The following is a 13,539-nucleotide window of genomic DNA, read 5'->3' as shown; positions in this document are numbered from 1 at the left end:
GCATTTAATCACGTTTTGCCGAGGTCTGTCAGATGACTCTCTCAGCCGCAGGGCTTGTCGGGCATCTCGCCCGACGCCAGCGCGGCCCGATTCCGGCCAGCTTGCTTCGCGCGATAGAGCGCAGCATCGGCGTCGGCCAGCAGCCGCTCGGCGGCAGCCTTCAGATCCGCTTCGTCCCGCGCCACCGTGATCCACGCGACACCAATGGACACCGTCATATTCAACTGGACCCCGGAAGGCAGAGTCAGCGGCGTATCGCACACCGTTGCACGGATACGCTCGGCCAGACATGCCGCCTGTTTCGGGGTGATGGCCGGCGCCAGAACGACGAACTCGTCGCCGCCGAACCGGGCCGCTGCATCGCTGCCACGGATGTGCGCATCGACTCGTTGAGCCGCCTCGCGCAAGGCCATGTCGCCGGCGAGGTGTCCGTGCTGATCGTTGATCTGCTTGAACCGGTCCAGATCGATGACCAGGCACGTGAGGCTCGTGCCCTGACGCTGCGCGCGCGCCAGCTCTTCTTTGAGCCGCGCATTGAGATAGCGACGGTTGTGCCAGCCGGTGAGGAAGTCGGTCAAACCACTGCGCACCAGGCGCGCGCGGTTGATCGTGTTTTCGATCGCGAACGAGGCAATCACGCCCAGGTGCGCGAGGAAGTCGGTCGCGAGATGCCGCGAGAAACGTTTCTCGTCGATGCTGCCGAAGTTGAGACTGCCGAGCAGACGATCCTGCCGACGCAGCGGAATCAGCGCGGCGCTCTTCAACCCCGTGACATTGGGGAACACCAGCTGATGATCGCAACCCATGTATGGGCCCAGCCACGGCCGATGAAACGAATTGAACTGCGGCGCCATGCCCGCCAGGCTGTCCGTGAACAACACCTGCGGAAAGTCTTCCAGACTGACGTTGTCGGCGATCAGCAAATGGCGGATTTCGTGCTGGGGATCGAGCAACAGCAAGGTCACCGATTCGAGCGCGTATGAGGCTTTCAGCCCTTTGCAGATAGCGTCGAACAGCTGCGACATGTTCTCGGCCTTGAGCAGTTCGAGCTCGCGCTCCTGGCTCCGGCGCAGCAGCTTTTCATTGTTCGCAGCCTCATCCATGAGCGCGGCAATGCGCCCGCGCAATTCGCGGATCTCGCCTTGGAGATCCCGGGCCGACATTTATGCGAACCTCCCCGCGGCAGACCAACTAATCATTACGAACCCGGCCCGCGAGATACTCGCGGCCCTGCTGCATCATCGCGGTGAACTGCGGCGCGTCGCCGGTCGATACCGACTGCCACAACTTCTCCACCGCCCCGCGCAGTGCCTGTAGCGATTCGCGGCCGTAGTCGTTCAGATGCTGAATCTCGAAATACAGATCGGGGCTTTCGGCGGCCACACGGGTCGCGACATCGACCTGCGCGTCATAAGTCGTGCTGGACAATTGCGCCAGGCGCGGCGCAGCTTCACCGCTCTCGGCGAGCGCGGTGAAGAACGCAATGTTCAATGCGTGCGACAGACCCAGCACGTAGGCAATCAATCGGTCGTGTTCATCCAGCCCCATGACTACCTGTTTGGCCATCGTCGAGCCAAACAGTTCCTGCGCGGCCTGCACCGCCTCCGCGTTGCCCATATCGATGAAGATGACGTGGCGGCCGGACAGCAACTCGGTGTCCGGACCGAACATGGGATGCACGGACGTGACTTTCACGCCGGCGCTCTGCAATGCATCGATGCCTTGTCGCAGCGGTGTCTTGAGCGAGCCGATGTCGAAGACGATGCCGCGCGGCTTGCGCCCGGCCAGTTCCTGCAACACCACGTTCGCTATCTTGAGCGGAGTGGCAACCACGATCAGATCGTAGTCCAGCGAGGTTTCGCGCCAATCCGCGATGTACGCATATGCAGCGTTGTCCGGGCGGCGCGCCGGATCGGCCACGGTCACCGTATATCCCTGCGAGGCCATGAAATCGCTGAACCAGCGTCCCATCTTGCCGGTGCCGCCGATGATCAGCGCGGTCTTGCCATCGCCCCGGCCGCCGGCCGCAACGCGAATGCGCTCCTGCGTGGTCAGCGAGCCACGGATCAACAAGCGCATCACCTGCTCCGCCAGCGCCGGAGAAATGCCCATGGACTCCGCCGTCGCGCGCGCCTGCATCAACACCTCGCGCTCGCGGGTGTAGTCGCGGGTAGCCTTGCCTTCGGCGCGTTTGGCCTCGGCCACCTCACGGCTGAGCCGTTGGCGTTCGGCGACAAGCGCGACTACCTGCCGGTCCAGCTCGGACAGGCGTTCGCGAATTTCTTGCAGATTCATGGGAATTTCAGCCCGGACATGGCGGATTGCTGACGCCTTTTACCAACCCGTATGCGCAGCCCGCAAGTTCGCGCCTCATAAAATCAGGGCCGCGCACTGGCATAATTACTTCATCATTTGCCCCAGTACCGCCATGGCCGCCGACGAACTGCTCCCCGAGCCTCTGCCCGCCGATCCCCTGCCCACGTTTGCCAGTTGGTTCAGCGATGCGCGGGCCCGCAACGTGCAGCCCAACCCGGACGCCATGGTGGTGGCGACCGTCGGCGAAAACAGCGCGCCGTCGGCTCGGGTCGTGCTGTGCAAACGACTGGTCCCGGACCAGGGCTTCATCGTGTTCTTCACGAACTACGATTCGCGCAAAGGCCGGGAACTGGCCGAGCATCCGCGCGCGGCGGCAGTGTTTCATTGGGACGCGATGCATCGGCAGGTGCGCCTGGAAGGGCCCGTCGTGCTCTCGCCGGCGCCCGAGAGCGATCAATACTTCGCCAGCCGTGCGTTTGAAAGCCGCGTGGGCGCATGGGCCAGCGTTCAGAGTGCACCGCTCGCCTCGCGCGCGGCGCTGGTCGATCAAGTGCAGTCAGTGAGAGAGCGGCTCGGCTTGTTGCAGGCGACCGAAGGAAACGTGCCGCGGCCACCCCATTGGGGCGGGGTTCGATTGTGGATCGATACCATCGAGCTGTGGGCGGAAGGTGCCGGCCGGATTCACGATCGCGCGCGCTGGCAGCGCACGCTGACCAGGAAAGATGAGTTCACATTCAGCGCCGGTCCGTGGACCGGAACGCGGCTGAACCCCTGACGCCCGCATATTCAATTCAGAGCGCCCCGCTCGGCTTCGGGCCCTTCCGGGCCAGCGGCAAGCGCCAATCAAAGAATTGCTGCTGGGTTATTTGACGACTTTCAAAGTCGGCTTCGCGCGCTTGGGCTCTGGGCTGCCTGACGGCGCTTCCGTTGGCGCAGTTGGCGGCGCCGGCGGCGGTGCGTCCGCCTCCGAGAAAATCATGCCCTGCCCTGTTTCTCGCGCATAGATGCCGAGCACGGCCGCAATCGGCACCATCACGTCGTGCGTGACCGCGCCGAACCGCGCGCGGAAGCGAACTACGTCATTCCCCAAGCTGAGATTGCTGGTCGCGCTGTTGCTCACATTCAGGATGATCTTGCCCCCCTGAACATATTGGCGCGGCACTTCCACGCCTTGTAACGAAGCATCGACCACTATGTGGGGGGTCTGATCGCTGTCGCTGATCCATTCGTGCATGGCACGCAACAAATAGGGACGGCGCGATCGAACTGGAGCATCTGCCATGAGTACCGCCGCGGCTTTACGCGCGCATTTCCTGCTCGGCGCGCGACAGGCTGTGCCTGAATGCGGGCCGGGAGAACAATAGGTTGGCGTACTTGGTAATAGGTTGAGCCTGCGCTGGCAAGTCGATTTCCCAATACAACAGGCGCCACAGGATGGGAGCAATGGTGGCGTCCACCAACGAGAACTCATCCGACAGGAAGTACGGCTTGGCCTTGAACACGTCCGTGCTGGCCAGGATGCTGTCGCGGAGGATCTTGCGCGCCTTCAGGCCGTTCTTGCGATCCGAGGGATCGTCGATCTGCTGCGCGAGGCTGTACCAGTCCCGCTCGATCCGATACAGCGCCAGCCGGAACTGCGCACGCGCCACCGGATCCACGGGCATCAGCGGCGGGTGCGGGAAGCGCTCGTCCAGGTACTCGATGATGACTCGGGAGTCGTAGAGCACCAGGTCACGGTCCACCAGAGTGGGGACCGTGTGGTACGGGTTCAGGTCGAGCAGATCCTCGGGCAGGTTGCCGCCCTGCACGTCGATGGTCTCGACGTGGATGCTCTTCTCAGCCAGGACGATCCTGGTGCGATGGCTCCAGGGATCGTCGGCGCGTGAGAAGAGCGTCATCACGGTAGTACGCTCCAGACAGTTCTGAATGACCGCGCGGCAGCTCCCACGAGCGGAGCTACTTCACGTCCTTCCAGAATTCCTTCTTCAGGAAGTGAGCGAACAAGAAGAAGACTATCAGGAATGCCAGCACGCGCATGCCCAAATTGCGCCGTTCGAGCTGCATCGGCTCGGCGATATAGTCTAGAAAATTGACCGTGTCGCGGACGAATTGGTCGTACTCCTGTGGCGAGAGGCTGCCTTGCTTCGCCAGTTCGAATTCCTTGAACTTCTTATGGACCGTGTTGTGCTCCGCATCGCTCTCGCCATCATAGACCGCGCGCTGCAAGCCTTGTAGCTCCCACAGCACATGAGGCATGGCGGTACCCGGCAGGATCAGATTGTTGGTGCCAGTCGGCCTGCTCGGGTCGAGGTAGAACGACTTCAAGAACGAGTAGATGTAATCGGCGCCGCGGCTGCGCGCAATGAGGGACAGGTCCGGCGGCGTGGTGCCGAACCAGTGGCTCGCATCCTCGGGCTTCATGCCGATCTTGATCGTGTCGTGAATTCGCTCACCCACGAACATCAGGTTGTCAGTCACCTGCTTTTCACTCAGCTCCAGGTCTTCCGCCAGACGGCTGTACCGGACGTACTTGGCCGAATGGCAGCCGCTGCAGTAATTCACGAAGTTGCGCGCGCCGCGCTGGAGCGAGGCGATGTTGGCAACGTCGTTGCGCGCCAGTTGCAGGGCCGAGTTATGGCCTTCCGCCGCCGCGCCGACCGCAGACCATGCCAGAGCGGACAGGCCCACCACACCCAGAACCAGTTTATGGAAACTCTTCTTCATCATGGCTTCGGCTAGATGCTCAGTGGGCATGGTAAGTCACGCGTTCCGGCACAGGCTTGGTCTGGTCGATCCTCGTGTACCAGGGCATGAGCAGGAAGAACGCGAAGTAGATGACCCCGAAGAAACGGGCCGCCAGGGTGTAAGTCGGCGTCGCTGGCATCAGGCCGAGGTAGCCGAGCGCAATGAAGCTCACTGCGAACGCGCCGAGGAAGCTGCGGAACAGCCAGCCGCGGTAGCGGATCGACTTGACCTTGGACCGGTCCAGCCACGGCAGGAACACGAACAGCACCACGGCTGCGCCCATCAGCGCGACACCCATGAGCTTGTTCGGCACCGCGCGCAAGATCGCGTAGAACGGCGTGAAGTACCACACCGGCGCGATGTGCTCCGGCGTCTGCAGCGGGTTGGCTGGATCGAAGTTGGCGTGCTCCAGGAAGTAGCCGCCCATTTCCGGCGCGAAGAACAGCACCAGCGCGAACACCATGGCGAACACGATGAAGCCCACCAGGTCCTTCACGGTGTAGTACGGATGGAACGGAATGCCGTCGACCGGGTGGCCGTCCGGGCCCTTCAGCTTCTTGATCTCGATGCCGTCCGGATTGTTCGACCCCACTTCGTGCAGGGCGAAGATGTGCGCGATCACCAGGAACACCAGCGCCAGCGGCAACGCGATGACGTGCAGCGCGAAGAAGCGGTTCAGCGTGATGTCGGAGATGTAGTAGTCGCCGCGGATCCACTCGACCAGCGACTCACCGATGCCGGGAATCGCGCCGAACAGCGACACGATCACCTGCGCGCCCCAATAGGACATGTTGCCCCAGGGCAGCAGGTAGCCGAAGAACGCCTCGGCCATCAGGCACAGATAAATAAGCATGCCGAAGATCCACACCAGCTCGCGCGGGTTCTTGTACGAGCCGTACATGAGGCCGCGGAACATGTGCAGATAGACGACGATGAAGAAGGCCGACGCGCCGGTGGAGTGCATGTACCGGATCAGCCAGCCCCACTCCACGTCGCGCATGATGTACTCGACCGACGCGAACGCGTCCGCGGCCGAGGGCTTGTAATTCATCGTCAGGAAGATGCCGGTGACGATCTGCAGCACCAGCACCACCAGCGCGAGCGAGCCGAAGTAGTACCAGAAGTTGAAGTTCTTCGGCGCGTAGTACTCGCTGGCATGCTCCTTCATGAAGCGAGTCATCGGGAAGCGCGCGTCGATCCAATCGACGAGCTGGGCCATCTTGCCCTTCTCCGGCATGGTGGCGCTCATTATGCGACCTCCGCATCGACGCCAATCTGCACCACGCCGTCAGTGACGAAGCGGTACGGCGGCACTTTGAGATTGGTGGGCGCGGGCACGTCCTTGAAGACGCGGCCGGCCAGATCGAACTTCGAGCCGTGGCACGGGCAGTAGAAGCCGCCGGGCCAGTCGGCGCCGAGCTCGGCGTCCGCCGGATTGAAGCGGCTCAGCGGCGCGCAACCGAGGTGCGTGCACACGCCGACCAGCACCAGGTACTCGGGCTTGAGCGAGCGCACGTCGTTCTTGGCGTACTTGGGCTGCTCGGACTGTTCGGATTTCGGGTCGCGCAGCCGCTCGGCCAACGCGGGATCTTCGAGCTGCTTCATCATCTCGGGCGAACGCCGCACGATGAAGATGGCCTGGCCGCGCCAGTTCACCTTGACCACGGCACCCGGCTCGAGCTTGCTGATGTCCTGCTCCACCGGCGCGCCCAGCGCTTGCGCGCGAGCACTCGGCTTCCAGGACGCCAGGAACGGGACAGCTGTCAGCGCGGCACCGGCTATACCGGTGACGGTGGTCGCGACCAGCAGGAAATGGCGCCGGCCGCCATCAACCCCCTCTTCATTAGACTTGCCAACTTCTGACGTCATCCACTCTTTCTCCGCGAGGCATCTGTCGCACGCGCAACCTCACCCGAGCCCTTGAAGCCCGGCTGAGGTTTCAAACGTTCAAGGAATTCCGCATTATACACATATCGCCCACGCGCATTGTCTCAGGGCGCTACGAAGCGCCCCCGGTCTCCTCACCGGTACTCTTACTCGAGCCGTCACCGTGCCCAGCGTGCCGCAGACCCTGTTATTCCTGCTGAAATGGACCTTGGTGGGCCTTGCCATTGCGGCCGTGCTGCTGCTGGTAAGGCCGGCGCAGCCAGGCCCATCCGCCGCGCCCGCCACGCAGGCAGCCCCTGCTGCCCCGGTATCTTTCACGCCGCGTGAAGGCGAAGTGCGCAGGTCTTTTGCCGATGCAGTCGGCCGCGCCGGCCCCGCCGTAGTTAACATTTATACAGCCCGCGTCGTCGCGAACGCTCCCGGCGCCACCAATGGCAATCCGCTGTTGCGACAGAATCCAGCCCGGCTCAGGCAGCGCGTCGAAGGCAGCCTCGGCTCCGGAGTCATCCTCGATTCCGACGGTCACCTGGTCACCAACGAGCACGTGATTCACGGCGCGGACCAGATCCGCGTGCAGCTGGCGGACGGCCGCATTGCCACTCCTACGATTGTCGGCACCGATCCGGACACCGATCTTGCCGTCTTGCGCGTGGATTTGGAGAACCCGCCAGTAATGCCGATGGGTCGCTCAAACGTGCTGCGCGCGGGCGATGTAGTGCTCGCGATCGGCAATCCGTTCGGGCTCAGTCAGACAGTCACTCAAGGCATCGTCAGCGCCACGGGCCGCGGTCGCCTCGGCGTCACCGATTTCGAGGACTTCATTCAGACCGACGCCGCCATCAATTTTGGTAATTCCGGCGGCGCGCTGATCAATGCCGATGGCGAGCTGATCGGCATCAACACCGCGGTACTGGCGCAAACGCTGGGCACTGACGGCATCAGCTTCGCGATTCCCGTGAACATGGTCCGCGGCGTGATGGATCAAATCATCGAGCACGGCCGGGTGCGTCGTGGCTGGCTGGGTGTGTCTTCTGAAGAACTGCCAAGAGCCATGGCCGCGGCGCTCAATATCGATCCGCCGGTGGCGTTGCGCATCAGTTCGGTGGACCCGCAGGGCCCCGCCGCGAAAGTCGGCATGCGCGTCGACGATCTCGTGACGCACCTGAACGGGCAGCAGATCGTAAACGCACAGGAAGCACTGAACCGGGTGGCAGCCATGTCACCTGGCTCCACCCTCGAGATCCGCGGCCGTCGTGGCCGCGAGCCACTGAGTATCGAGGCCACCTTGGAAGAGCGCCCGCCTCGCGGCTCGCGCTAGCGCGCGGCCGCCTTCATTTCCGGGCAAGCGCAGGGACGAGAAGAAACTGCTGCGTTAAGCGACGCGTTTGATTTGCGCGCCGATCTGCTCGAGCTTTTCTTCGATGCGCTCGTAGCCGCGATCGATGTGATAGATGCGGTGAATTTCCGTCGAGCCCTGCGCGACCAGCGCCGCGAGCACCAAGCTCGCCGACGCGCGCAAATCCGTGGCCATCACCGGCGCAGCAGTGAGGCGCGGCACGCCGCGAATGATCGCGGTGTTGCCTTCGATGCGAATGTCGGCGCCGAGGCGTCGCATCTCCAGCATGTGCATGAAGCGGTTCTCGAAGATCGTCTCGGTCACCGCCGCTACGCCTTCCCCGACTGTGTTCAACGCCGCGAACTGCGCCTGCATATCCGTCGGGAACGCCGGATAAGGTGCGGTACGAAGATCGACGGACTTCGGCCGGCGGCCGCGCATGTCCAGGTCGATCCAGGTATCGCCAATCTCGATCTGCGCGCCCGCTTCACGAAGCTTCAACAGCACCGCGTCGAGATGATCCGGTCGCGTGCCTTTGATCTTCACGTGTCCGCCGGTGATCGCGCCGGCGACCAGATAGGTGCCCGTCTCGATGCGATCAGGCAGCACGTCGTAGCTCGCGCCGTTTAGTCGCTCGACGCCTTGTACGGTAATCACATCCGTACCCGCACCGCTGATCTTTGCGCCCATGGCGCTTAGGAAATTTGCGAGGTCGACGACCTCAGGCTCGCGCGCGGCGTTCTCGATGACGGTCTGCCCTTCTGCCAACGTCGCGGCCATCAGCAGGTTCTCCGTGCCCGTGACCGTCACGGTCTCGCACACGATGCGCGCTCCTCTGAGGCGATTGGCCTTGGCGCGGATGTAGCCATTTTCGATCTGGATGTCCGCGCCCATCGCGCGCAGACCATCGACGTGAATGTTCACCGGTCGTGCGCCGATGGCGCAGCCGCCAGGCAACGACACATCCGCCTGCCCGAAGCGGGCCAGCAGCGGACCGAGCACGACGATCGAGGCGCGCATCGTGCGCACCAGCTCATACGGCGCGACGAATGCATTGGCCGTGGACGCATCGACCTCGACCCGCATGCGATCGTCGATGGTCACGCTCACGCCCATGCGACCGAGCAGCTCGATCATGGTCGTGACGTCCTGCAGATGAGGCACGTTGCCTACCGACACGGGCCCTTCCGCCAGCAGTGTCGCAGCCAGAATCGGCAGCGCGGCATTCTTCGCGCCCGAGATGCGAACCTCACCTTCGAGCGGCGTGCCGCCCTGTATCAACAGCTTGTCCATGACTTACTTTTGTTCCGAAGGCGCGAATGCCTGGATGCTGAGCGCGTGGATCTCGCGACCCATCAGCTGCCCGAGCGTCGCGTACACCAGCTGATGACGCTGGATCATGCGACGCCCCTCGAACTGCGGAGCCACGATCACCGCTTCGAAGTGAGTGTCGTCATCGGATGCGACGCGCACCTGCGCGCCCGGCAGTCCGGTCTGGATCAGCGCTTGGACTTCGGCGGCATTCATCGATGCTGGACACCCAGGATTGCAAAGGGCCGTCATGATATCCGATCCCCGCGCGGGTCCGCCGTGCCGATTTACCCCCGGTCACGACATGCAGTCATGACAGGAAATAACCAGCCGCGCGGCCTGGAGTACAGCCAATCCGCGCTATCATTCACGGATGCGATCTTTACCGACGTCCACACAGCTCGATTCCGAACAGTTGCTCTCACGCGGCCGCCGCGTGCTGGCAACGGAAGTCGCTGCGGTGCAAGCGCTGGAAGCCCGCCTGGATGGCGATTTCGTCGCGGCCTGTCAGCTGCTGCACGACTGCCGCGGCCGAGTCGTCGTGACCGGCATGGGCAAGTCCGGCCACATCGGCAACAAGATTGCCGCGACCCTGGCGAGCACCGGCACGCCCTCATTTTTCCTGCACCCGGCCGAGGCCAGTCATGGCGACATCGGCATGATCACCCACGAGGACGTGGTGATCGCGATCTCCAATTCCGGCGAGACGGCCGAATTGATCACCATCCTGCCGGTCATCAAGCGACTCGGCGTGCCGCTGATTGCCATGACCGGCAAAGCTCAATCGACGCTCGCCAAGGCGGCCGCAGCGGTGCTCGACGTGAGCGTCCCCGAGGAAGCCTGTCCTCACAATCTCGCGCCGACCGCGAGTACTACTGCGACGCTAGCAATGGGCGACGCCCTGGCGGTCGCGGTGCTGGAAGCACGGGGTTTCAGCGAGCAGGACTTCGCGCGCTCGCATCCGGGCGGGAGTCTGGGACGAAGGTTGCTCTTGCATGTCGAAGACGTCATGCGCACGGGAGATCAGCTGCCCGCGGTGAGTCCGGATACCTCGCTCAAGGAGGGATTGCTGGAGATCAGCCGCAAGGGCCTCGGCATGACCGCGGTGGTCGACGACCAAAGGCGCGTGCTGGGCATCTATACCGATGGCGACCTGCGCCGCGCGCTGGACCATCCGATCGATATCAACGCCGTGCGCATGCGTGATGTGATGACCGCGAACCCCAAGACGATCCCACCGAGAGTCCTGGCCGCGGAAGCCGTGCACCTGATGGAAAAACATCGCATCACCCAATTGCTGGTCACCGACACAGGCAATGTGCTGGTCGGCGCGTTGAATGTTCATGATCTGTTCCGCGCCGGGGTGATGTAATCCATGGACACCCTGGTGGAACGCGCCAACGACGTGCGTCTGTTGGTCCTGGATGTGGACGGGGTGCTCACCGATGGGCGGCTGTATTTCACCGCGCGCGGCGAGACCATGAAGTGTTTTCATGTGCGCGACGGCGCGGGCATCAAGCAGGTGCTGAATGCCGGGCTGCAGGTCGCGGTGATTTCGGGCCGCCAGTCGAAGGCGGTGGACAAGCGCATGAGCGAGCTCGGCGTGACCTGGATTCGACAGGGCGTGCACGACAAGCTGGCGGCGCTGCGCGAGTTGCTGGAGATGCTGAACCTCACACCACAAGCCGTGGCGAGCGTCGGCGACGACACGCCGGATCTGTCGCTGTTTGAGGCGTCGCGCCTGGCGGTTGCCGTCGCGGACGCGCATCCGAGCGTGAAGTCGCGCGCGCATTTCATTACGCAGGCGCCTGGCGGCCAGGGCGCGGTGCGTGAGGTGTGCGATCTACTGCTGGAAACCCGGCAGATCGGCGTCAATCGGCAGGTGCACGGGTGAACTGGCGCTGGGTGTCATTGGCCGCCGCGCTCGCCGCCATCGTGATCGGCTACGGCGCGTTCGTGGACAATGACGATGTACCCACGGCGAACCACGAGATGCCGGAGCAGCCAGGTTATTACCTGAAGGACGCGGTGATCCTGCGCACGCGCGAAGACGGCTCGCCGGGAATCGAGCTGATCGCCCGGCGCATCGATCAGCGGCTGAGCCGCGCCCCGGCGCGCGGAGAAGCTATTACGATGGAATCGGTGCGCGTGAATTACTTCGGCAAGGAAGACTGGCAATGGGCGCTGACTGCCAACAGCGGGCTGGTGCCACCGAACTCGCGCGTCGTGCAGTTGGAGGGCGACGTGGAGCTGCGTTCGCTGGAAGGCAATGCGAACGCGTACCTGCGCACCAATGAGTTGGCGATCGATACCGAGAAGAACATTGCATATAGCACTCGCTCGCCGGTGAAGGTGCGTTTCGGCCAGCATGCGATGACCGTGAAGAGTCTGCGCGCCGATTTGACCAGCGAGAAACTGCGGCTGGAGACAGTGAATGGAAGATTTGACCCGCAACCTCAGCGGTAGGCGCGCGACCAGTGCGCTCGGAGCCGCGCTGTTGCTGTTTGCAACCGTGGTCAGCGGCGCTGCGAAAGCGCCGGAACTGGACGGCGGCTTCACCTGGAGCGCCGATGTGGTCAGCTCCGACTTTCGCAACGACACGCTCGATCTTTCCGGCAATGTGCGCGCGGCACAGGGCCCGATGTCCATCGAAGCGCAGACCGCAAAGGCGCGTGATTTCCGCGCGCCCAACAGCAAATGGATCTTTGAGGAGGCCGTGCGCATTCGTAGCGCTGAGGCGGATCTGCACTCCAATCTCGCCACGGCCGCGTTCGTCAACGGCGAGCTGTCCGACGTGCGCATCGAAGGCGCGCCGGCCCGCTTCGAGCAGATCGGCGCCGAGAACAATCGTCAGGTGCGCGGCCGGGCGGGCGTCATCGAATACGACATCAACACCGGCGTCGTGAAGCTCTCCAATCAAGTGTGGTTCAGCAATGGCAAGGACGAGTTCCGGGGTGACGTGGTGATCTACAACGTTCGCGACGAGCGCGTGCAGATCAATCCGGGCGGCTCCTCGAACCGGGTCCGCGGCATCATTCGCCCGAAGCAGAACAAGTCGCAGACCAGCGGCAGCAATCCCGGCACTGCAGCCATCGTCGAGCCGACCTTCAATGAGAACGGCGAGGCGCTCGAGAACGAGCGCGTCGAGCCGAAGTTGGCCACCGAACGCACCGGCGGCGGCGCATGACCCGGCTGCGCGTCGAGGGTCTCGCTAAAAAGTATCGCTCGCGGCAGGTCGTCAAAAGCCTGTCACTGGAAGTATCGAGCGGTGAAGTCGTCGGTCTGCTCGGCCCGAACGGCGCCGGCAAGACCACCGCGTTTTACATGATCGTCGGCTTGGTCCCCACGGACGCGGGTCGAATCCTCATCGACGATCAGGACATCTCCAAGTTGCCAGTGCATCGCCGCGCGCGACTGGGGGTGGGCTATCTCCCGCAAGAAGCGTCGGTGTTCCGCAAGCTTTCGGTCGAGGACAACATCCGCGCAATTCTCGAAGTGCGTGCCGAGCTGAGCCGCGACAAGCGCGACGAGATGCTCGAGTCGCTGCTCGACGAACTGCACATCGGCCACATCCGCAACAGCATCGGTCAGAGCCTCTCGGGCGGCGAGCGCCGCCGCGTCGAGATCGCACGTGCGCTGGCCGCGGAGCCAGAGTTCATGCTGCTGGACGAACCGTTCGCGGGCGTCGATCCGATCTCGGTGCTGGACATCCAGCGCATCATCCGGCACCTCGTCGGACGCAACATCGGTGTCTTGATTACCGATCATAACGTCCGGGAAACCTTAGGAATTTGCGGCCGGGCCTATATCGTCAGCGGGGGCAGCGTGATCGCCGAAGGGACTGCGGACGAGATCCTTGCAAATCAGCAGGTCCGTGAGGTGTACTTGGGTCAAGACTTCCGGCTTTAGGCATCCTGCTTGCAGGGCCCCGCCGGCCCGTTGAC

General features: G+C 63.4%; 16 protein-coding genes. 7 read left to right on the top strand and 9 right to left on the bottom strand.

All coding sequences use genetic code 11. The features are described from left to right. Positions 1-41 precede the first annotated feature (41 nt). Together EK373_RS14555 and EK373_RS14550 are read right to left on the bottom strand one after the other, a co-directional pair. The gene (locus EK373_RS14555) at positions 42-1,163 is read right to left on the bottom strand and encodes a GGDEF domain-containing protein (protein ID WP_129644093.1); all 1,122 of its coding nucleotides are present in this window, start codon (positions 1,161-1,163) and stop codon (positions 42-44) included. Positions 1,164-1,191: 28 nt separating this feature from the next. Beyond that, positions 1,192-2,295, bottom strand: coding sequence for a prephenate dehydrogenase/arogenate dehydrogenase family protein (locus EK373_RS14550; RefSeq protein ID WP_129644090.1), 1,104 nt, complete (start codon positions 2,293-2,295; stop codon positions 1,192-1,194). A gap of 133 nt (positions 2,296-2,428) precedes the next feature. On the opposite strand from EK373_RS14550, the gene pdxH reads away from it, so the two are divergent. Continuing rightward, positions 2,429-3,091, top strand: coding sequence for a pyridoxamine 5'-phosphate oxidase (gene pdxH / locus EK373_RS14545; RefSeq protein ID WP_157994372.1), 663 nt, complete (start codon positions 2,429-2,431; stop codon positions 3,089-3,091). Between the two features lie 87 nt (positions 3,092-3,178). On the opposite strand, the gene EK373_RS14540 is transcribed toward pdxH, so the two are convergent. Genes EK373_RS14540 through petA form a run of 5 tightly spaced genes read right to left on the bottom strand, consistent with a single transcriptional unit; the run spans position 3,179 to position 6,930 of the window. Beyond that, positions 3,179-3,598: a ClpXP protease specificity-enhancing factor gene (locus tag EK373_RS14540; RefSeq protein WP_129644085.1), complete on the bottom strand. Its 420-nt coding sequence runs from the start codon at positions 3,596-3,598 to the stop codon at positions 3,179-3,181. 16 nt (positions 3,599-3,614) lie between these two features. Next, the gene (locus EK373_RS14535; RefSeq protein ID WP_116810385.1) at positions 3,615-4,214 is read right to left on the bottom strand and encodes a glutathione S-transferase N-terminal domain-containing protein; all 600 of its coding nucleotides are present in this window, start codon (positions 4,212-4,214) and stop codon (positions 3,615-3,617) included. A 58-nt stretch (positions 4,215-4,272) separates the two neighbouring features. Then, positions 4,273-5,070, bottom strand: a complete 798-nt coding sequence (locus EK373_RS14530; RefSeq protein ID WP_232831113.1) for a cytochrome c1 — start codon at positions 5,068-5,070, stop codon at positions 4,273-4,275. After that, positions 5,060-6,310: a cytochrome b gene (locus EK373_RS14525; protein ID WP_232831112.1), complete on the bottom strand. Its 1,251-nt coding sequence runs from the start codon at positions 6,308-6,310 to the stop codon at positions 5,060-5,062. Before EK373_RS14525 ends, EK373_RS14530 begins: the two co-directional genes overlap by 11 nt. Beyond that, complete coding sequence (petA, locus tag EK373_RS14520; protein WP_129644082.1) at positions 6,310-6,930, bottom strand: ubiquinol-cytochrome c reductase iron-sulfur subunit; 621 nt, start codon at positions 6,928-6,930, stop codon at positions 6,310-6,312. The genes EK373_RS14525 and petA overlap by 1 nt, the downstream gene beginning before the upstream one ends. A 181-nt stretch (positions 6,931-7,111) precedes the next feature. On the opposite strand from petA, the gene EK373_RS14515 reads away from it, so the two are divergent. Continuing rightward, positions 7,112-8,266 carry a S1C family serine protease gene (locus tag EK373_RS14515; protein ID WP_198683349.1) on the top strand — a complete coding sequence of 385 codons (1,155 nt, stop codon included), beginning with the start codon at positions 7,112-7,114 and terminating at the stop codon, positions 8,264-8,266. A 54-nt stretch (positions 8,267-8,320) separates the two neighbouring features. Here EK373_RS14515 and murA read toward each other — a convergent pair whose 3' ends face one another. Both murA and EK373_RS14505 read right to left on the bottom strand, forming a co-directional pair. Then, a complete protein-coding gene (gene murA / locus EK373_RS14510) occupies positions 8,321-9,577 on the bottom strand; it encodes a UDP-N-acetylglucosamine 1-carboxyvinyltransferase (protein WP_129644079.1) in 1,257 nt (418 codons plus the stop codon). A gap of 3 nt (positions 9,578-9,580) precedes the next feature. Then, positions 9,581-9,811: a BolA family protein gene (locus EK373_RS14505; protein ID WP_116810387.1), complete on the bottom strand. Its 231-nt coding sequence runs from the start codon at positions 9,809-9,811 to the stop codon at positions 9,581-9,583. Positions 9,812-9,968: 157 nt separating this feature from the next. On the opposite strand from EK373_RS14505, the gene EK373_RS14500 reads away from it, so the two are divergent. Genes EK373_RS14500 through lptB form a run of 5 tightly spaced genes read left to right on the top strand, consistent with a single transcriptional unit; the run spans position 9,969 to position 13,504 of the window. Continuing rightward, positions 9,969-10,967, top strand: a complete 999-nt coding sequence (locus EK373_RS14500) for a KpsF/GutQ family sugar-phosphate isomerase (RefSeq protein WP_129644076.1) — start codon at positions 9,969-9,971, stop codon at positions 10,965-10,967. A 3-nt stretch (positions 10,968-10,970) separates the two neighbouring features. Further along, complete coding sequence (gene kdsC / locus EK373_RS14495; protein ID WP_129644073.1) at positions 10,971-11,489, top strand: 3-deoxy-manno-octulosonate-8-phosphatase KdsC; 519 nt, start codon at positions 10,971-10,973, stop codon at positions 11,487-11,489. Then, on the top strand, positions 11,486-12,061 hold the full coding sequence (lptC, locus tag EK373_RS14490) for an LPS export ABC transporter periplasmic protein LptC (RefSeq protein WP_157994371.1): 576 nt from the start codon (positions 11,486-11,488) through the stop codon (positions 12,059-12,061). The genes kdsC and lptC overlap by 4 nt, the downstream gene beginning before the upstream one ends. Further along, the gene (locus EK373_RS14485) at positions 12,030-12,782 is read left to right on the top strand and encodes an LptA/OstA family protein (protein ID WP_129644068.1); all 753 of its coding nucleotides are present in this window, start codon (positions 12,030-12,032) and stop codon (positions 12,780-12,782) included. The genes lptC and EK373_RS14485 overlap by 32 nt, the downstream gene beginning before the upstream one ends. Continuing rightward, positions 12,779-13,504 (top strand): LPS export ABC transporter ATP-binding protein, encoded by a 726-nt coding sequence (gene lptB / locus EK373_RS14480; protein WP_129644065.1) that lies wholly within the window; start codon positions 12,779-12,781, stop codon positions 13,502-13,504. Before EK373_RS14485 ends, lptB begins: the two co-directional genes overlap by 4 nt. The last annotated feature ends 35 nt before the right edge of the window (positions 13,505-13,539 follow it).

The organism is Peristeroidobacter agariperforans, assembly GCF_004138335.1.
Lineage (GTDB): Bacteria > Pseudomonadota > Gammaproteobacteria > Steroidobacterales > Steroidobacteraceae > Steroidobacter > Steroidobacter agariperforans.
Note: the sequence above shows the minus strand (reverse complement) of the source record. Positions and strands in the feature narration are given on the sequence as shown.

Bases quoted from the DNA above. Each gene is read 5' to 3' on its own strand.
- EK373_RS14555 (WP_129644093.1), bottom strand. From the start codon at position 1,163: ATGTCGGCCCGGGATCTCCAAGGCGAGATCCGCGAATTGCGCGGGCGC.
- EK373_RS14550 (WP_129644090.1), bottom strand. From the start codon at position 2,295: ATGAATCTGCAAGAAATTCGCGAACGCCTGTCCGAGCTGGACCGGCAG.
- pdxH (WP_157994372.1), top strand. From the start codon at position 2,429: ATGGCCGCCGACGAACTGCTCCCCGAGCCTCTGCCCGCCGATCCCCTG.
- EK373_RS14540 (WP_129644085.1), bottom strand. From the start codon at position 3,598: ATGGCAGATGCTCCAGTTCGATCGCGCCGTCCCTATTTGTTGCGTGCC.
- EK373_RS14535 (WP_116810385.1), bottom strand. From the start codon at position 4,214: ATGACGCTCTTCTCACGCGCCGACGATCCCTGGAGCCATCGCACCAGG.
- EK373_RS14530 (WP_232831113.1), bottom strand. From the start codon at position 5,070: ATGCCCACTGAGCATCTAGCCGAAGCCATGATGAAGAAGAGTTTCCAT.
- EK373_RS14525 (WP_232831112.1), bottom strand. From the start codon at position 6,310: ATGAGCGCCACCATGCCGGAGAAGGGCAAGATGGCCCAGCTCGTCGAT.
- petA (WP_129644082.1), bottom strand. From the start codon at position 6,930: ATGACGTCAGAAGTTGGCAAGTCTAATGAAGAGGGGGTTGATGGCGGC.
- murA (WP_129644079.1), bottom strand. From the start codon at position 9,577: ATGGACAAGCTGTTGATACAGGGCGGCACGCCGCTCGAAGGTGAGGTT.
- EK373_RS14505 (WP_116810387.1), bottom strand. From the start codon at position 9,811: ATGAATGCCGCCGAAGTCCAAGCGCTGATCCAGACCGGACTGCCGGGC.
- EK373_RS14500 (WP_129644076.1), top strand. From the start codon at position 9,969: ATGCGATCTTTACCGACGTCCACACAGCTCGATTCCGAACAGTTGCTC.
- kdsC (WP_129644073.1), top strand. From the start codon at position 10,971: ATGGACACCCTGGTGGAACGCGCCAACGACGTGCGTCTGTTGGTCCTG.
- EK373_RS14485 (WP_129644068.1), top strand. From the start codon at position 12,030: ATGGAAGATTTGACCCGCAACCTCAGCGGTAGGCGCGCGACCAGTGCG.
- lptB (WP_129644065.1), top strand. From the start codon at position 12,779: ATGACCCGGCTGCGCGTCGAGGGTCTCGCTAAAAAGTATCGCTCGCGG.